Source organism: Pseudomonas sp. LBUM1662 (assembly GCF_059695915.1).
In genome coordinates this window covers 5,160,465-5,176,576 of record NZ_CP166793.1, presented here as the reverse complement: position 1 = coordinate 5,176,576, position 16,112 = coordinate 5,160,465, and the positions used below count along the sequence as shown (strand labels likewise).

Below are 16,112 nucleotides of genomic sequence, written 5' to 3'. Positions count from 1 at the left end.
AACAAATGTGTGCGGGCAGTATCAGGTGCTCTCGCGCACCTTCAACTCAAACCCCATGTCCTGCACCGGTTTGGCCACCGAATTCCCCGCCAGCAACGTCAGCATCAACTCCGCCGACCGCCGTCCAATCGCCTCGCGCGGGGTGCTGATGCTGCTCAGTCGCGGCACCATGTGCGCCGAGGCGGGCAGGTCGTTGAAACCGAGGATAGCCACACGTTCGGGGATTTTGATCCCGCAACGCATGGCTTCAAGCAGTGCGCCCTGGGCCAGGTCGTCGTTGCCGAAGAAGATCGCATCCACGTCAGGATGGCTGGCCATCAGTTGCAGAAACAGTTCGCCGCCCAGGCCGACGGAAGAGGCGCGTGGCGTCAGCACTTCCAGGTCCGGGTCATACAAACCGGCCTTTTGCAGGGCTTTGCGGAAACCTTCGCCACGCAGCAAAGTGCGTTGATCCAGTTGCGCGCCGATGTAGGCCAAGCGTTTACGGCCACGGGACAGCAAATGTTGCGCCGCCGTTTCACCCGCGGCGAGTTGCGAAAAACCCACGCAATTGAGCCCGGCCGCGCTGTCCAGTTCCATCATGTACACGCACGGAATATTGCTCGCCTCGATCATTCGGCGCGAACTTTCCGTGCGGTCGAAACCGGTGAGCAGCAAGCCACGGGGCTGATACGCCATGTAATTGCGCAGCAGGTTTTCTTCTTCGTCGCGTGAGTAATGGAAGTTGCCGATGAGCACTTCGAAGCCCTTGGGGCGCAAAACCTGATGAATGGCTTCCAGCGTATCGATGAACAGCAGGTTGGACAGCGAAGGCACCAGAACCACCACAGAATGGCTCTGGGCCGAGGCTAACGCGCGGGCGGCAGGGTTGACCACGTAGTTCAGTTCAGCGGCCGCTTTCTGCACTTTTTCCACCAGTTCGGTGGCCACTGTGCTGACGCCGCGCAAGGCGCGGGAGGCGGTGATCGGGCTGACACCGGCCAGGCGTGCCACTTCGTTCAGGGTAGGTCGGCCAGTGGTGCGCGTATTTTTATCGTTTTTAGGGGAGATCATCGGACGGCTTGCCAAACAAAATTCGAGGCACTAAGGTAGCGCTGTCTCGATGCAGCTGCAAATGCGTGAGCGGGGTTTGCCTGATCCCCGCTTTTTGGCATTGGGAACGAACATGCTGCAACCCACAAAAATGACAAGAAGGCGTCGGCAACTTCTGCTTTTGTCCTGGTGTCACAACTGGCAAAGGTAGCGCTGTCTGCGCGCTGAGGTGTTACATGAATCAATCCATCACCGCCCTGGTCATCATGGGCGTTGCCGGTTGCGGCAAGACTTGCGTCAGCGAGGCCTTGTGCCAACTCAGCGGCGCGACCGCCATTGAAGGCGACACTTTCCACCCTGCCGCCAATATCGAAAAGATGAGCGCGGGGATCCCCCTGAACGACGACGACCGTGCCGGCTGGCTCGACAGCCTGTGCGATGAACTGCGCCGCGTTGATGCCCAAGGCCAACGCCCGGTGCTGACCTGCTCGGCCCTCAAACATATTTACCGCGAACGTCTGCGCAGCGCCTTGCCGGGCCTGGGCTTCGTGTTCCTTGAGCTGACCCCTGAAGTCGCCGCCGACCGTGTCTCCCACCGGCCGGGCCACTTCATGCCTTCGACCCTGATCGACAGCCAGTTCGCCACGCTTGAATCGCCCGTTGGCGAGCCCTTGACCCTGGCTCTGGACGCGTCGAACCACAGCGTCGAGCAACTGGCGAAGCAGGCTCACGTCTGGTGGCAGGAACATGGCTTGAAACGCGCGTCATGAGTTTGGCCCGAAGAGATAGCGCTGTCCTTATGGCTTGCGAATTACCCGCTTTAATAACAACAACAACCAGGAGACACCCCTAATGTTTGGCATGTCCCACGAGACGTTCCTGCTGCTCGATGCAGTGGTCACGGTGATCGGGCTTATCGTCCTGATCACCAAGTTCAAGTTCCACCCCTTCATTGCCCTGATCATCGCCGCAGCCTTTCTCGGGCTCACCTCCGGCATGCCGATCGGCACTATCATCAAGGCGTTCCAGGATGGCTTCGGCGGGGTGCTCGGTTTCGTCGGGATCATCCTCGCGCTGGGCACCATGCTCGGCAAAATGATGGCCGAGTCGGGCGGGGCGGATCAGATTGCCCAGACGCTGATTCGTGCGTTCGGCAAGGACAAGGTGCAGTGGGCGATGATGTTCGCCGCGTTCCTGGTCGGCATTCCGCTGTTCTTCGAAATCGGTTTTGTGCTGCTGATCCCGCTGGTGTTCATCGTCGCCCGGCGTACCGGCGTGTCGATCATCAAGATCGGTATCCCGCTGCTGGCCGGTCTGTCCGCCGTGCACGGTCTGGTTCCGCCGCACCCGGGTCCGTTGCTGGCCATTGGCGTGTTTGGTGCCGACATCGGTAAAACCATTCTCTACGGTCTGATCGTTGCGCTGCCGACGGCGATCATTGCTGGTCCGATCTACGGCACGTTCATTGCCAAATACATTCCCGGTCATCCTAACCAGGAGCTGGTGGATCAACTGGCACGCGAGCCTGAATCGGCCGATCTGCCAAGCTTCAGCATCACCCTGATCACCGTGCTGCTGCCGGTGTTCCTGATGTTGCTCAAGACCTTTGCCGACGTGGTGCTGCCGGAAGGCAACTTCGCGCGCTCCTTCATGGACCTGGTCGGTCACCCGATCTCGGCGCTGTTGCTCGCCTTGCTGCTGTCGCTGTACACCTTTGGTCATCGTCAGGGCATGGGTTCGAACAAGATTCTGAAATTGCTCGACGCCAGCCTTGCGCCGACCGCCGCGATCATTCTGATCATCGGTGCCGGTGGTGGCTTCAAGCAGATGCTGGTGACCAGCGGTGTGGGTGACGTGATCGGCCACATGGCGGTGAACGCACAGATCTCGCCGATCCTGCTGGCCTGGCTGGTAGCGGCGGTGATTCGCGTGGCCACCGGTTCGGCGACCGTGGCGACCATTACTGGCGCGGGCATCGTGGTGCCTGTGGTGGGGATGATTCCGGGTGTGAACCGTGAGCTGCTGGTGCTGGCCACCGGTGCCGGTTCGTTGATCCTGTCTCATGTGAATGACGCGGGTTTCTGGCTGGTGAAGCAGTACTTCAACATGACGGTGGCTGAAACCTTCAAGACCTGGACCGCGATGGAAACCATCCTGTCCATCGTTGCGCTGGGCTTTATCCTGCTGCTGTCGATGTTCGTTTAACGCGATCGCCAAACACAAAAAAACCGCAGCAATGCGGTTTTTTTGTGCCCGAAACGAACCCCTGTAGGAGCTGTGTCAGGCGTTGGTTTTGGTGACTAATCCATCCGCGCGGAACATCCCGCGAATCCCGCGCACGGCCTGACGAATCCGGTCCTGGTTTTCGATCAGCGCGAAGCGCACGTGATCGTCCCCATACTCACCAAACCCGACACCCGGCGAGACGCAGACCTTGGCCTCGGCGAGCATTTTCTTGGCGAACTCCAGCGAGCCCAGGTGCGCATACGCTTCGGGAATCTTCGCCCACACGTACATCGCCGCTTTCGGATTTTCGACCATCCAGCCCAGTTCATGCAGGCCTTTGACCAGCACGTTGCGACGCTGCCGGTACTGCTCGGCGATGTCTTTGACGCACTGCTGATCGCCTTCCAGCGCCGCAATGGCCGCGACCTGCAGCGGGGTGAACGTGCCGTAGTCGTGATAACTCTTGATCCGCGCCAGGGCGTTGACCAGTTCGGCGTTGCCGACCATGAAACCGATGCGCCAGCCCGCCATGTTGTAGCTCTTGGACAGGGTGAAAAACTCCACCGCTATGTCCTTGGCGCCCGGCACCTGCATGATCGACGGGGCTTTCCAGCCGTCGTAGACGATGTCGGCGTAGGCCAGATCGTGCACTACCAAAACGTCGTACTGCTTGGCGAGGGCGATCACCCGCTCGAAGAAATCCAGTTCCACGCATTGAGCCGTAGGATTGGACGGGAAACCGAGAATCATCATTTTCGGTTTCGGGATCGAGCCGCGAATCGCACTTTCCAGCTCGGCGAAGAAGTCCACGCCCGGGATCAGCGGCACTGAACGCACCTGGGCGCCGGCAATCACGGCACCGTAGATGTGAATCGGGTAGCTGGGGTTCGGCACCAGCACGGTGTCGCCCTGATCGAGGGTGGCCAGCATCAAATGCGCCAGGCCTTCCTTTGAGCCGATGGTGACAATGGCTTCGGTTTCCGGGTCGATGTCGACCTCGTAGCGATCCTTGTACCAGTTGGAAATCGCCCGGCGCAGACGCGGAATGCCTTTGGACGTCGAATAACCGTGGGTGTCTTCGCGCTGGGCGACGGTCACCAGTTTTTCGACGATGTGCGGCGGGGTAGGGCCATCAGGGTTGCCCATGCTGAAGTCGATGATGTCTTCGCCACGACGTCGGGCGGCCATCTTCAGCTCGGCAGTGATGTTGAATACGTAAGGGGGGAGTCGATCTATGCGCGCAAAGCGGCGCGGCGAACCTGGGTTAGCCATTGTTGCCTCGGGTAACGTGAGCGCCCGGAACCGTCCGAGCGACGCTGGCCACTGCGGTGGCCTGTTGCGGAAGATAAGGGCTGGTATGGCACACTGTCCAGCGACCATGTAAACAAATTTGTCCGAAGGAACCCGGTTGATGGAATTTACCAGCGGCTTTCTGCTGAGCCTTTCGCTGTGCCTGGATATCGGCGTGGCCAATATCGCGATGATCACGTTGGCCATGCAACGCGGCTATTTTCAAGGCTTTGCCCTGGGCTTGGGAACCTGTGTCGGTGACCTGATTTACGCGGTGCTGGCGCTGGCGGGCATGACCGTTTTGCTGCAATACGAAACCGTGCGCTGGGTGCTGTGGATTGGCGGTTCAGCCTTGCTGGTGTATTTCGCGGCGAAGATGATCTATTCGGCGATTCACCATGAAGCGGTGCTGGCGCAGTCCGCCGAGGTGGGTCAGAACTCTCACCGCAAGGAGTTTTTCCGCGGGATCTTTCTTGCCATGTCGTCACCCAGCGCCATTCTCTGGTTCGCGGCGGTGGGCGGCACATTGATCGCTCGATCCAGCGGCGGTGGCGCCCTCAGTTCGGCGCTGTTTCTCGGCGGATTTCTCTGCGCCGGGGTGCTCTGGTGCGTCGCTTTGTGCTTCGCCGCGAGTCACGGCGGCAAGTTGCTGGGTGACAAACTGCTGCGTTACTCCTATCTAGCATCGGCGGCGATCTTCTGCTATTTCGCGGTCTACGTGATCCTATCGGGTTATAACGAGTTCGTCGGCGCAGGTGCCGTCGAGCAGTTGCACGCACTGTAACTGGGCGAATCGGGTTTGAGTTCTATACTCCCAGCCGAACCCACTTTTTTGTTCCAGGAGTTGAGTCATGGATGAGCAAACAGGCGTCGAAACCGCCAAGCCACGCTTCGAGCACGGGCACTTCCTGCTCATTGCAGGACTTGGCGGACGATTTACCACGGATACGACCAGCGGCATCCCCGCTCTCTGGGAGAAATTCATTCCCGAGATTGGCAAAATTCCCGGTCAAAAAAGCGAAGTGACCTACGGCATCTGTTGCAATCCGGATGGCAAGGGCGGCTTCGAATACATTGCCGGCGTCGAAATCGACAAACTCGACGACCTGCCGGATAAGTACCGTTGGGTCGAGGTCCAGCCTCAGCACTACGCCGTGTTCGAGCACAAGGGCTCTCTGGATATGTTGCCTCAGACGTTTCAGTACATCTGGAAAACCTGGCTGCCGCAGTCCGGTTATCAGGCGGCAGACGCCCCTGAATTCGAACGCTACAGCGAAGACTTCAACCCGAAGCTCAACACCGGAAAGCTGGAAATCTGGCTGCCGCTCAAAGAACAATGACTGCATCAAGAGGCGGACCGTCGTCCGCCTCTTGAACGTCACTTGCCTTGCTTCATCCGTCGCGACCGCAACACGTCAATCGATAACGTCACAAAGCCAAACGTGCTGATGCCCAACAGCAAGAGAAGTCCGATCTGAACGCTGCTCATGGTGTGTTCCCCCTATTGATGGCCAGAGACAGGCAACACCAATAATCCGAACCGATCCGCAATGAAAGCGCCTATACAAAGGCTTTACGGCGTTCGCGGTGATCGATATGAACACCTTATTAATTTATGATCGCAAGCCTTTCCCTCGCTGATTCCGAGTCGCCATGAACACCGTCATCCGCCACGTCACGCCCGCTGACCTGGACCGCTGCTTCGCCATCGAAACCGTTGCCTACGAAGGCGACGAAGCCGCCACCCGCGAAAAAATCGCCACCCGCATCGCCACCTGGTCCGAGGGTTTCATCGTCGCCGAAGTGGACGGCGTTGTAGCCGGTTTCATCAATTCCGGTGCGGCGTTTGAAGTGGAGATGTCAGACGAAGCGTTCAAGGAACTGATCGGCCACGACCCGGCCGGACCGCACGTGGTGATTATGTCGGTGGTGGTGCACCCGGATTATCAGGGGCAGGGGTTGGCGAAGCGTTTGATGGGCGAATTCATCGAGCGGATGCGGGCGATGGGCAAGACCACCCTCCACCTGATGTGCAAGGAGCGGCATGTTCCGCTGTATGCCGGATTCGGGTTTGCCTACATCAAGCCTTCAGCTTCGGACCACGGCGGCATGGCGTGGCATGAGATGGTGTTGACGCTCTGATTGATGCGGTGTGGCGTGAATGGCCTTCGCGGGCAAGCCTCGCTCCTACACGATTGAGTCGAACACAACATTTCACATCGACGCGAACCTGTAGGAGCGAGGCTTGCCCGCGAAGGCAATCCTGATCAATTTCTAATAGAGGCTGTCACGCACTCTCGCCGGCGCTTCCCGGTCGTACGTTTCGGCATCAAACTGCCCGTCATTCAGGCGTTTGTGAAACGCCCCGGCCGTGGGCAGGGCCGAGCGGTCCAGATGCTTTTCGGGGTTCCACACATCCGAACGCACCATCGCTTTGGAACAATGGAAGTACGCCGCTTCCACCGTCACCAGCATCACCGTGCGCGCCGGTTTGCCGTTCACCGCAAAACTCTCCAGCAGCGCCGGCTCAGCGCTGATCTGCGCCGTGCCGTTGACCCGCAACGTCTCGCCGATCCCGGGAATGATGAACAGCAGCGACACCCGTGAATCGAGTACCACATTGCGCAGCGTGTCGATGCGGTTGTTGCCCGGCCGATCCGGGATCGCCAATGTCTTCGAATCAATGATCCGCACAAACCCCGGCGTGTCACCCCGGGGTGAACCGTCCAGGCCATCGGGGCCGACCGAGCTGATGATCACCAGCGGCGAGGCGCGGACCATCGCCTGATAGTCCTCGTTCAAAAAGGCAATCTGCTTCTTCACGGCGCGGTCGTGGGGTTGGCCGTAGATCGCTTCCAGTGCTTCGATGCTGTCGAGCATAACCACCTCAGAAAATCAGACTCATGCGCCGTTCATAACCGATCCGGCCCCTGTACGCCTCGCCGCTGTCGACCCAGCCGAATTTTGCATAGAGCGCGATGGCGGCTTCGTTGTCTGCATCCACCGACAATTCCAGCGCCTTGATCTCAGGAAAAGCCTGTCGAGCTACTTCGGGTAGGGCTTGCAGACAGGCCTTCCCATAACCTTTGCCCTGAGCGCGGTGATCGACTTGCAATGCATGCAAAGTCGCACTGTGCTCATCGGCCCATGCCGGCAACACGGGCGGGCGTTTGAGCAGCAGGAAGGCCACGGGAATCTCATCAGCCAGCAGCGCAAATCCTTTGACGCCGGGGCCGGGCTTGGACAGCAAGGTGTGCAACGCACCGTGGATGTCGCCGGAGAATTTGATCTGTTCTTTATGAACTTCGATGGCCTCGACCTGCTGGCGCTGGCGCGCGTTCAGGCTTTCGTAAGGCACGAGTCGGGTTGTCACTGGAGTGTCCTTTTTCCAACGTAAATGTGTTTCGGATTCTAGCGAGTTTGCGTGGATGGATTATTTTTATTTCGACTGTCGATCTGGCGGTGCGCCAGACGACTAAGGGTGTCTTCACAACAAAAACCACGGAGAACCACCATGAATGCTACCCACGAAATCCAGGCCCTGATCGACACCTATCGCGAGGCGGTCATCGCCAAGAACGTCGAGAAACTCATGCCCTTGTATGCCGACGACATCGTCTCCTACGACGCGGTCAAGGCCCTGCAATTTCGCGGCAAAGCGGCTTACCGCGCGCATTGGGAGGAATGCATGGAAATGTGCCAGGGCGCGCACAAATTCGACTTCGACCACATGAACATCGTCGCGGACGAGCACATCGCCTTTGCCCACTGGCTGGCCCATTGCGGCGGCACCAACGAACAAGGTGAAACCCAGGCCTGCTGGATGCGCGTCACCGCCTGCTATCGGCGCGACGACGGACATTGGCGCATCGTCCACGAACACTGGTCGGCCCCGTTCGACATGACGAGCGGCACGGCGCTGTTCAATCTGGAACCCTGATCGTCCGGTTGTTTATCGGGAAGCAGCGCCAAAACGCCAATCAGCAGCCATAGTTGATCAGTTCGATCCGGGAGAGCCCACATGAAGTACCTATGCCTGGTCTACAGCAACGAACAGCAATTGCACTCGCTGCCGGACAGTCCCCATGACGCCGAGTGCATGGCCTACGCCGAGGCGATCGAGGGCAGCGGCCGGATGATCGCGGCCGAGGCGCTGGAGTCGGTGCAGACCGCGACCACCGTGCGCATGCGCAACGGCAAGCTGTCGATCACCGACGGCCCGTTTGCCGAAACCAAGGAGCAGTTGGCCGGCTTCTATCTGATCGATGCCAAGGACCTCAATGAAGCGATCCAGGTCGCCGGCAACATCCCGGCGGCCCGGGTCGGCAGTGTCGAGGTGCGTCCCGTTCGCCAGTTGAATCCCTGAATAACAATCACAAGACAGGAGATCCCCATGAGTCCACAACCCTACAAGCATCAGCCTGCCGAATTCGAGTTATCCATCAGCCGGCTGATCGACGCGCCGCGCCGCAAGATCTTCCGCGCATGGACCGAGCCGGCCTTGCTTGCTCAATGGTGGGGGCCGCATGGCATGACCACACCCGAGTGCGAAATGGACCTGTGGGTCGGCGGCCAGTTTCGCACGCTGATGCGCGCGCCGGACGGAACGGAATACCCGACCATGGGCGTGTTTCTGGAGATCGTCGCGCCTGAGCGCCTGGTGTTCACCGACGCGTTCATTCCTGGCTGGATTCCTTCCGGCAAACCGTTCATGTCGGCCGAAGTGACGCTCGAAGACAAGGATGGCAAGACCCTCTACACCGCCCGGGCCATGCACTGGTCCGCAGAAGACCGCCAGGCGCACGAGGCCATGGGGTTTCACGAGGGCTGGGGACAAAGCCTCGATCGCTTGGTGACGCTGGTGACTGAAGGCATGCCGGACTGATGACTGACGCTGCGGTCACGGCTCGGGTCGAGCAGGTCTACCGCGAGGACTCGCGGCGGATTCTGGCGACGCTGATCCGCTTGCTTGGCGATTTCGACCTGGCCGAAGAGGCCTTGCACGAGGCGTTTTTCGTCGCGGTCGAGCGTTGGCAGCGTGACGGCGTGCCGGACAACCCGCGCACCTGGCTGGTGTCCACCGGGCGCTTCAAGGCCATTGATGTGTTGCGTCGGCGCGCACGTTTTGCCGCGTCCCGGCCCCTGTTGATCGCTCAACTGGAGGCGCTGGAGCAGGCCGACTGGAGTGATGAAGACGTGGAAGATGATCGCTTGCGGCTGATCTTCACTTGTTGTCACCCGGCCCTCGCGTCGGATGCCCAGGTGCCGTTGACCCTGCGCGAAGTGTGCGACCTGACCACGGAGGAAATTGCCCGTGCGTTTCTCTCGGCACCGGCGACCATCGCCCAGCGCATCGTGCGCGCCAAGGCGAAAATCCGTGACGCGAAAATCCCTTATCAAGTGCCGACACTGGCGGAACTGCCCGAACGTCTCGACAGTGTGCTGAGGGTGATTTACCTGGTGTTCAACGAAGGTTACTCGGCCTCTGTCGGCGCCGAACTGACCCGCGAAGACTTGACGCGCGAGGCGATTCGGCTCGGGCGGTTGTTGATGGAATTGCTGCCGGAATCGGAGGTGATGGGGCTGTTGGCGTTGATGCTGTTGCATGAATCACGACGCCTGGCCCGAACGTCGTCGAGCGGCGAGTTGATTGTGCTGGATGAGCAGGATCGCTCGTTGTGGAACGCCGAAATGATTGCCGAGGGTTGTGCGCTGGTGGAAGCGGCGCTGACCACCGGACGGTTCGGGCCGTATTGCCTGCAAGCGGCGATTGCGGCGGTGCATGCTGAAGCGCCCACGGCGGGGGAGACCGACTGGCAGCAGATTGTGGGTTTGTATGACGTGCTGTTGGCGGCGGTGCCTTCGCCGGTGATCGAGTTGAACCGAGCGGCGGCGATCTCCAGGCGGGACGGGCCGCTGGCGGGATTGGTGTTGGTGGAGGGGATTCTGGACCGGGGGGATTTGCTGGATTACCACTTGGCGCATTCGGCGCGGGCGGATTTTTGTCGGCAGTTGGGGCGGGTAGAGGAGGCTCGGGCGGCGTATGAGCGGGCGCTGGAATTGACGCAGCAGGTGCCGGAGCGACGGTTTATCGAGGCCAGGATCAAGGCTTTGAAATGACAAGATCAAAAGATCGCAGCCTCGTTTCACTCGACAGCTCCTACAGGGAATCGCATTTCAATGTAGGAGCTGTCGAGTAAAACGAGGCTGCGATCTTTTGATCTTATTCCAACATCTTGCCGAGCAACCAACTCCCCGCCGGCCAAGGCATCGACAAACACCGGTTTCGGCCAGCCGCGCACGTCCAGTTCCTGCATCGCATTTCAATGTAGGAGCTGTCGAGTAAAACGAGGCTGCGATCTTTTGATCTTATTCCAGCATCTTGCCGAGCAACCAACTCCCCGCCGGCCCCGGCGGATGCAGCCGTGACCACAAGGCATCGACAAACACCGGTTTCGGCCAGCCGCGCACGTCCAGTTCCTGCAAGGTCCCCGGGCCAAACCGTTCCACCAGCCAACGCGGCAGCGGTGCCCAGCCAAACCCGCCCTGGGCCATTTCCAGCAGCATCAAATAACTCGGCGCCGACCAGACGCGTCCCTTCGCACGGCTTTCGTACGGATTGACGATCGTCGCCAGCCGCAACTCCCGATGCTGCTGCAACACGTCTTGATCGACGAGGCTCAGTGCCGCCAAAGGATGTTCACGGGATACAAACAGAGCAATTTCCGTCCGTTCCTCCACGGTCGAACTGACCAGGTCCGGCGGGTAACTGTCTTGGCTTTCGGCGAAGGCGACATGCGCCCGACCGCTTTGCACCAATGCCACCAGGTCATCGCATTCAGCAATCAGGCATTCGAGTTCAAGGTCTGGATAACGCTGCTCGAACGCACTCAACGCCGCTTCGAAACGGTCGGATTGGTAGGTGTCGGAAATCGCCACCGTTAGCTTCGGCTCAACCCCTTGAGACAGTTGGCTGGCGGTCATTTCCAGGCGGCTGGTGGCGGCCAGAATCTCCTCGGCCCGTTGCAGCATCACGTGCCCGGCCGGGGTCAGGCTTGGTTTACGGCTGCTGCGATCGAACAGGGTCAGGTTCAGATCAATCTCCAGACTGGCCACCGCGGCACTGATGGTCGACTGACTGCGTCCGAGTTTGCGCGCCGCAGCGGAAAACGAACCTTGCGTCGCCGCCTGCACAAACGCCTGAAGAACTTCCTGAGAAGCCATGAACTATCGCCTTGATCGATGGTTATTGGTTATGAAGTATCGGCGCGACGCGGGATCATGGCAACCACAGTCACTCAGGGAGTCCTGATCATGAGCGTCAACAAATCCATCACTGAACGTATTTTCCAGGCCATCGGTTTCGAAGTGCTGGCCATTCTGATCTGTACGCCGCTACTGGCGTGGATCATGGACAAGCCGATGATTGAAATGGGCGCTGTCACCGTTGTGATTGCGGCCCTGGCCCTGGGTTGGAACGTGGTATTCAACGGCCTGTTCGACCGTTTGCTCAAACGCTACGGCATCGTGCACAACGCCTGGGTGCGGGTTGTCCACGCGTTGCTGTTCGAAGGCGGGCTGGTTGCGATGGGTGTGCCGCTGATTGCCTGGTGGCTGAACGTCAGCCTGTGGCAGGCGTTCCTGCTGGACATCGGTGTGTTGCTGTTTTTCCTGCCGTACACCTACGTTTATCACTGGGCGTATGACGTGGTGCGGCAGCGGGTGGTGATGCGCCACGCTGTCGAAGGTTAAAAGCAAAAGATCGCAGCCTCGTTTCACTCGACAGCTCCTACAGGGGAATGCAAAACCCTTGTAGGAGCTGTCGAGTGAAACGAGGCTGCGATCTCTTGATCTTGATAGCGGTTACAAAAACATCCCACCCGACGCTTCCACGCGCTGGCCATTGATCCACTGGCTACCCGGCGCGAGGAGCAAAGCAATCGCAGCGCCAATGTCATCCGGCTGACCCACCCGACCCAGCGCAGTATTGCCGGCAATGTAGCTGTTCACATCACTGTTATCGCGCACGGTGCCGCCGCCGAAATCGGTTTCAATGGCGCCCGGCGCCAGGGTGTTCACGGAAATACCGCGGGCACCGAGTTCTTTAGCCTGATAGCGGGTCAGCACTTCCATCGCACCCTTCATCGCCGCGTAAGCGCCGTAACCCGGCAGGCTGAAACGGGTCAGTCCACTGGACACGTTGAGGATGCGCCCACCGTCTGCCATCAGCGGCAGCAGGTTCTGGGTCAGGAAGAACGGCCCTTTCAGGTGGATATTCATCAGCAAGTCGAACTGGGCGACGGTGGTGTCGACGAAGCTCGCCGTCAGGCCGATGCCGGCGTTGTTGAGCAAGAAGTCAAAGTGCTGGCGATCAAAATGGCTGCGCAATACGTCGGCGACCTGGGTGGCGAAGTCTTCGAAGCGCTCGCTTTGGCTCACGTCGAGTTGCAGCATCACTGCCCGAGCGCCGAGGTTTTCGATCTCAGCGATCAGTGCCTGGGCTTCGTCGGCCTTGCTGTTGTAAGTGCCGATGATGTCGACGCCTTGGGCGGCCAGATGCAGCGCTGCGTTTTTGCCGAGGCCGCGGCTGGCGCCAGTGATCAATGCGATTTTACGGTTCATGGGACTTCCTCAAGGGTGGTGGGTAACGGTGTGGAGGAAGTTTATTTATCCGCCCTGAAGTGATAAACAGAGTGAAATCGGAATCACTGGTCGGTTAATCCGAACAATAAAAGGGCGGCCCATGAACAAGCTGGAACTGCTGCGCACCTTCGTTCGCGTCAGCGAGATGTCGAGTTTTACCTTGGCGGGGGAGAGCCTGGGCCTGCCCCGGTCCACAGTGTCGGAGCACATTCAAGCGCTGGAAGCGCTGCTGGGCACGCGTTTGTTGCAACGCACCACACGCCGGGTTCAGGCGACTCAGGACGGCCTGGTGTTGTACGAGCGCAGCAGGGACATGTTGTCGCACATGGATGAAATCGAAGGGCTGTTTCGTCAGGATGCGGGGTCGCTCACCGGGCGGATTCGCTTTGACATGCCGAACTTTTTGGGCCGCCAGATGGTGCTGCCGCGCTTGCCGGAATTCATGGCGCTGCACCCCAACCTGGAACTGGAAATCAGCACCACTGATCGCCGAGTCGATTTGCAGCGGGAAGGCTTTGATTGCGTCGTGAGGGTCGGCGCGCAACCGGATCAGTCGGTGGTCGCTCGGCGCGTGTGTGATTTTGCGATGGTCAATTGCGCGAGCCCGGCGTATCTGCAGCGCTACGGGGTGCCCGAAACGCTCGAAGATCTGGCGCAGCACCGCATGGTCCATTACGTCGGCGTATTGGGTTCGCGGTCGGACGGGTTTTTGTACGAGGTGGACGGTAAGCCGCAGCAACTGCCGATGGCGGGCAGCGTCACGGTGAACAGCACCGATGCTTATGAGCTGGCGTGTCTGGGGGGATTTGGTCTGATTCAGGCACCGGTCAAGGGCATGCAGTCGCACCTGAATAGCGGTGATCTGGTGGCGGTGTTACCGCAGTTCAGCGCACCGTCGATGGAGGTCTCGCTGCTCTACGCCCGGCAACGGCATTTGCCGCTGCGGGTGCGAGCGTTCATGGACTGGCTGGCCAATGTCATCCAGTCCACAACCTGAAAACCGACACGGTCAAATGTGGGAGCGGGCTTGCTCGCGAATGCAGTGTGTCAGTCAACATACATGCTGAATGACACACTGCATTCGCGAGCAAGCCCGCTCCCACAGGGTTTTGCGTCAATTTTCAGGTTTTGTGTCAGACGTGGAAGTAGCCCACGCACGAATCAAACGGCAGGCGCTTGAGTTCGATCTTGTTCAGGTCCAGCACTTCGCGCAGGGCTTTGGTTTCGCCCGGGAAGTTGCGGTAGGCCACTTCGTCCAATACCACGATTGCGCCCTTCGGCATGTACGGCAGGAAGGTTTCCAGCGCGACTTTGGTCGATTCGTACAGGTCGGTGTCGAGGATCAGCATGGCCACGACCAGGTCCGGACGGGTCTTGACCCACTCAGGCACGGTCTTGACGATGTCGCCCTTGACCAGCTCGCAACGCGGGATGCGGTTGACCGGACGCAGCAGGTCGTTGGCGTCGATCATGTCCTGGATCAGCGACTGGTCGGTGTCGGAGAACATGGTCTCGTTGACGTCGGCCGGGTCTTCTTTCTTGTCGATGCTCTGGAAGCCTTCGAAGGTGTCGAAGCCCACGATCGAACGGTTGATCGCGTACGGCTCGAGAATCATCGACAAGTGCATGTACAGCATCAGCGAGTTGCCCTTGTACACGCCGCACTCGATGATCGCGCCCGGTACTTCAGCGACTTTCTTGAACAGTTCCATGCGCGACAGTGCGGCGGTGACGCCGATGCGGTTGGCGAAGACGAACGGCGCGTCGGCCACGTACTCGGCATCGACCCGTTTCAGAACGTTGGCACGGGTTTCGTTGTACTGGGCCTCGGCAGGCGTGATGCGACGCTTGGTCATTGCTGTATTCCTTGGAAATTCGAGAAGTCGTGGGCGTGGAAATAGTCTTTGAAACCGGCGCCGACGTCAGGGCAGGCGCTGTCGACGTTGATCGCGCCGCGCTTGTGCTTGAGGTCGTCGAGGTGCATCAGGCGGAAGTCCACGCTGAAGCGGGTTTGATCGGTGTGGTTGGCGACCGTGCCGTGCAGGTGCGAGCCGGAGAAGATCAGCATCTCACCGGTGTTGCCGGCAATGCGTACTTCAGATGCGGTGTTGATCGCTTCCATCGGCACCGGGTGCACGCGGACTTCCTCCTTGAGGTTGTCCTTGGCCTTGTGCCGCTGGTTGCTGATCCAGTCGTTGAGGCTCCATTCGCTGGAGGTGTTCTTCACCGGCACGTCGAAGTAACCGGCGTTGATCATCATGGTCTGGTCGGGGCTGATGGTATGCACCGGCATCCAGGTGTTGATCTGGCAATCGACGCTGCCGTACCACGTGTCGCGATGCGGTTTGTAGGCATAGCTGACACCGGCGTGCAGGTAGTCATAGTTCGGCACCACGCGAATGCGCGGTACGTCGAAGATGTATTCGCGCGGGTCGACGCCGATCTCGTCGATAAACGACAGGATCAGGTCCTTGGCGCGCTGGCTGTTGGTGAACTGGCCCTTGAGGCGCGTCACCAGTACCACGAATTCTTCCACCGGCATCAGCGTGTGCAGCGCCTGGTGGCGGGTCTCGCCGTCGAAGGCGGCGGTGATGCTTTCCTGGGCGAACGCACACAGCTCTTTGGCCGCGCGCAGCTGAGTGTTCAGGAAGATGTCGCCGGCGTAGATGGCTTCTTTGAAGTCAGCTTTCTGTTGAAGCTGATTGATGTACAGATTCACGATTCCACTCCTGAATGCATCGAGTCTCTTAAGAGTCGGCCACACGTTAGCAAACTGAAGTGCAATCCGGCGGGTGGTGGATCAATAAAAAGGCAATCGCCTGAATTTGCGACGAAATGACCCGGAAATCGGCACTGCCCCCTGTAGGAGCTGTCGAGTGAAACGAGGCTGCGATCTTTTGATCTTGATCTTTTAAACAGCA

General features: G+C 59.4%; 19 protein-coding genes. 11 read left to right on the top strand and 8 right to left on the bottom strand.

Features of this window, described 5'->3' with window-relative positions; translation table 11 throughout:
* Positions 1-21 precede the first annotated feature (21 nt).
* Positions 22-1,053, bottom strand: a complete 1,032-nt coding sequence (gntR, locus tag ACA049_RS23445) for an HTH-type transcriptional regulator GntR (RefSeq protein WP_497330205.1) — start codon at positions 1,051-1,053, stop codon at positions 22-24.
* 215 nt (positions 1,054-1,268) lie between these two features.
* On the opposite strand from gntR, the gene ACA049_RS23440 reads away from it, so the two are divergent.
* Positions 1,269-1,802: a gluconokinase gene (locus tag ACA049_RS23440; RefSeq protein ID WP_497330203.1), complete on the top strand. Its 534-nt coding sequence runs from the start codon at positions 1,269-1,271 to the stop codon at positions 1,800-1,802.
* 82 nt (positions 1,803-1,884) lie between these two features.
* Positions 1,885-3,237: a GntP family permease gene (locus ACA049_RS23435; RefSeq protein ID WP_497313162.1), complete on the top strand. Its 1,353-nt coding sequence runs from the start codon at positions 1,885-1,887 to the stop codon at positions 3,235-3,237.
* A gap of 75 nt (positions 3,238-3,312) precedes the next feature.
* Here the strand turns inward: ACA049_RS23435 and alaC are convergent, their stop codons facing one another.
* On the bottom strand, positions 3,313-4,530 hold the full coding sequence (gene alaC / locus ACA049_RS23430) for an alanine transaminase (protein WP_497330201.1): 1,218 nt from the start codon (positions 4,528-4,530) through the stop codon (positions 3,313-3,315).
* Between the two features lie 139 nt (positions 4,531-4,669).
* Here alaC and ACA049_RS23425 point away from each other — a divergent pair, with 139 nt between their 5' ends.
* From ACA049_RS23425 to ACA049_RS23415, 3 genes are all read left to right on the top strand, one after another.
* On the top strand, positions 4,670-5,332 hold the full coding sequence (locus ACA049_RS23425; protein ID WP_497330199.1) for a LysE family translocator: 663 nt from the start codon (positions 4,670-4,672) through the stop codon (positions 5,330-5,332).
* A gap of 67 nt (positions 5,333-5,399) precedes the next feature.
* Complete coding sequence (locus ACA049_RS23420) at positions 5,400-5,888, top strand: GyrI-like domain-containing protein (protein WP_497330197.1); 489 nt, start codon at positions 5,400-5,402, stop codon at positions 5,886-5,888.
* Positions 5,889-6,201: 313 nt separating this feature from the next.
* Positions 6,202-6,690: a GNAT family N-acetyltransferase gene (locus tag ACA049_RS23415; RefSeq protein ID WP_497330195.1), complete on the top strand. Its 489-nt coding sequence runs from the start codon at positions 6,202-6,204 to the stop codon at positions 6,688-6,690.
* Positions 6,691-6,822: 132 nt separating this feature from the next.
* Here ACA049_RS23415 and ACA049_RS23410 read toward each other — a convergent pair whose 3' ends face one another.
* Positions 6,823-7,428, bottom strand: a complete 606-nt coding sequence (locus ACA049_RS23410) for a pyridoxamine 5'-phosphate oxidase family protein (protein WP_497330193.1) — start codon at positions 7,426-7,428, stop codon at positions 6,823-6,825.
* A 7-nt stretch (positions 7,429-7,435) separates the two neighbouring features.
* Positions 7,436-7,921, bottom strand: coding sequence for a GNAT family N-acetyltransferase (locus ACA049_RS23405; protein ID WP_497330191.1), 486 nt, complete (start codon positions 7,919-7,921; stop codon positions 7,436-7,438).
* Positions 7,922-8,062: 141 nt separating this feature from the next.
* On the opposite strand from ACA049_RS23405, the gene ACA049_RS23400 reads away from it, so the two are divergent.
* The 4 genes from ACA049_RS23400 to ACA049_RS23385 all read left to right on the top strand — a co-directional run bounded on the left by ACA049_RS23400 (position 8,063) and on the right by ACA049_RS23385 (position 10,668).
* Positions 8,063-8,488, top strand: a complete 426-nt coding sequence (locus tag ACA049_RS23400) for a YybH family protein (RefSeq protein ID WP_497330189.1) — start codon at positions 8,063-8,065, stop codon at positions 8,486-8,488.
* 81 nt (positions 8,489-8,569) lie between these two features.
* On the top strand, positions 8,570-8,914 hold the full coding sequence (locus tag ACA049_RS23395) for a YciI family protein (protein ID WP_497330187.1): 345 nt from the start codon (positions 8,570-8,572) through the stop codon (positions 8,912-8,914).
* A 27-nt stretch (positions 8,915-8,941) separates the two neighbouring features.
* Complete coding sequence (locus ACA049_RS23390) at positions 8,942-9,433, top strand: SRPBCC family protein (RefSeq protein WP_497313145.1); 492 nt, start codon at positions 8,942-8,944, stop codon at positions 9,431-9,433.
* Entirely contained in the window at positions 9,433-10,668 is a 1,236-nt protein-coding gene (locus ACA049_RS23385; RefSeq protein WP_497330185.1) for an RNA polymerase sigma factor, read from the top strand. The genes ACA049_RS23390 and ACA049_RS23385 overlap by 1 nt, the downstream gene beginning before the upstream one ends.
* Positions 10,669-10,917: 249 nt before the next feature.
* Here the strand turns inward: ACA049_RS23385 and ACA049_RS23380 are convergent, their stop codons facing one another.
* Entirely contained in the window at positions 10,918-11,772 is an 855-nt protein-coding gene (locus tag ACA049_RS23380; protein WP_497330183.1) for a LysR family transcriptional regulator, read from the bottom strand.
* Between the two features lie 90 nt (positions 11,773-11,862).
* Here ACA049_RS23380 and ACA049_RS23375 point away from each other — a divergent pair, with 90 nt between their 5' ends.
* Complete coding sequence (locus ACA049_RS23375; RefSeq protein WP_497330181.1) at positions 11,863-12,300, top strand: multidrug/biocide efflux PACE transporter; 438 nt, start codon at positions 11,863-11,865, stop codon at positions 12,298-12,300.
* A 111-nt stretch (positions 12,301-12,411) separates the two neighbouring features.
* Here ACA049_RS23375 and ACA049_RS23370 read toward each other — a convergent pair whose 3' ends face one another.
* Complete coding sequence (locus ACA049_RS23370) at positions 12,412-13,170, bottom strand: SDR family NAD(P)-dependent oxidoreductase (protein ID WP_497330179.1); 759 nt, start codon at positions 13,168-13,170, stop codon at positions 12,412-12,414.
* A gap of 121 nt (positions 13,171-13,291) precedes the next feature.
* On the opposite strand from ACA049_RS23370, the gene ACA049_RS23365 reads away from it, so the two are divergent.
* Positions 13,292-14,188 (top strand): LysR family transcriptional regulator, encoded by an 897-nt coding sequence (locus ACA049_RS23365; RefSeq protein WP_497330177.1) that lies wholly within the window; start codon positions 13,292-13,294, stop codon positions 14,186-14,188.
* Between the two features lie 136 nt (positions 14,189-14,324).
* Here ACA049_RS23365 and ACA049_RS23360 read toward each other — a convergent pair whose 3' ends face one another.
* Both ACA049_RS23360 and ACA049_RS23355 read right to left on the bottom strand, forming a co-directional pair.
* Entirely contained in the window at positions 14,325-15,047 is a 723-nt protein-coding gene (locus ACA049_RS23360) for a TylF/MycF/NovP-related O-methyltransferase (RefSeq protein ID WP_046031989.1), read from the bottom strand.
* Positions 15,044-15,910, bottom strand: a complete 867-nt coding sequence (locus tag ACA049_RS23355; RefSeq protein ID WP_497330175.1) for a hypothetical protein — start codon at positions 15,908-15,910, stop codon at positions 15,044-15,046. The genes ACA049_RS23360 and ACA049_RS23355 overlap by 4 nt, the downstream gene beginning before the upstream one ends.
* Positions 15,911-16,112: the final 202 nt, after the last annotated feature.

Coding starts and splice junctions, on each gene's coding strand:
- gntR (WP_497330205.1), bottom strand. CDS start 1,053: ATGATCTCCCCTAAAAACGATAAAAATACGCGCACCACTGGCCGACCT.
- ACA049_RS23440 (WP_497330203.1), top strand. CDS start 1,269: ATGAATCAATCCATCACCGCCCTGGTCATCATGGGCGTTGCCGGTTGC.
- ACA049_RS23435 (WP_497313162.1), top strand. CDS start 1,885: ATGTTTGGCATGTCCCACGAGACGTTCCTGCTGCTCGATGCAGTGGTC.
- alaC (WP_497330201.1), bottom strand. CDS start 4,530: ATGGCTAACCCAGGTTCGCCGCGCCGCTTTGCGCGCATAGATCGACTC.
- ACA049_RS23425 (WP_497330199.1), top strand. CDS start 4,670: ATGGAATTTACCAGCGGCTTTCTGCTGAGCCTTTCGCTGTGCCTGGAT.
- ACA049_RS23420 (WP_497330197.1), top strand. CDS start 5,400: ATGGATGAGCAAACAGGCGTCGAAACCGCCAAGCCACGCTTCGAGCAC.
- ACA049_RS23415 (WP_497330195.1), top strand. CDS start 6,202: ATGAACACCGTCATCCGCCACGTCACGCCCGCTGACCTGGACCGCTGC.
- ACA049_RS23410 (WP_497330193.1), bottom strand. CDS start 7,428: ATGCTCGACAGCATCGAAGCACTGGAAGCGATCTACGGCCAACCCCAC.
- ACA049_RS23400 (WP_497330189.1), top strand. CDS start 8,063: ATGAATGCTACCCACGAAATCCAGGCCCTGATCGACACCTATCGCGAG.
- ACA049_RS23395 (WP_497330187.1), top strand. CDS start 8,570: ATGAAGTACCTATGCCTGGTCTACAGCAACGAACAGCAATTGCACTCG.
- ACA049_RS23390 (WP_497313145.1), top strand. CDS start 8,942: ATGAGTCCACAACCCTACAAGCATCAGCCTGCCGAATTCGAGTTATCC.
- ACA049_RS23385 (WP_497330185.1), top strand. CDS start 9,433: ATGACTGACGCTGCGGTCACGGCTCGGGTCGAGCAGGTCTACCGCGAG.
- ACA049_RS23380 (WP_497330183.1), bottom strand. CDS start 11,772: ATGGCTTCTCAGGAAGTTCTTCAGGCGTTTGTGCAGGCGGCGACGCAA.
- ACA049_RS23375 (WP_497330181.1), top strand. CDS start 11,863: ATGAGCGTCAACAAATCCATCACTGAACGTATTTTCCAGGCCATCGGT.
- ACA049_RS23370 (WP_497330179.1), bottom strand. CDS start 13,170: ATGAACCGTAAAATCGCATTGATCACTGGCGCCAGCCGCGGCCTCGGC.
- ACA049_RS23365 (WP_497330177.1), top strand. CDS start 13,292: ATGAACAAGCTGGAACTGCTGCGCACCTTCGTTCGCGTCAGCGAGATG.
- ACA049_RS23360 (WP_046031989.1), bottom strand. CDS start 15,047: ATGACCAAGCGTCGCATCACGCCTGCCGAGGCCCAGTACAACGAAACC.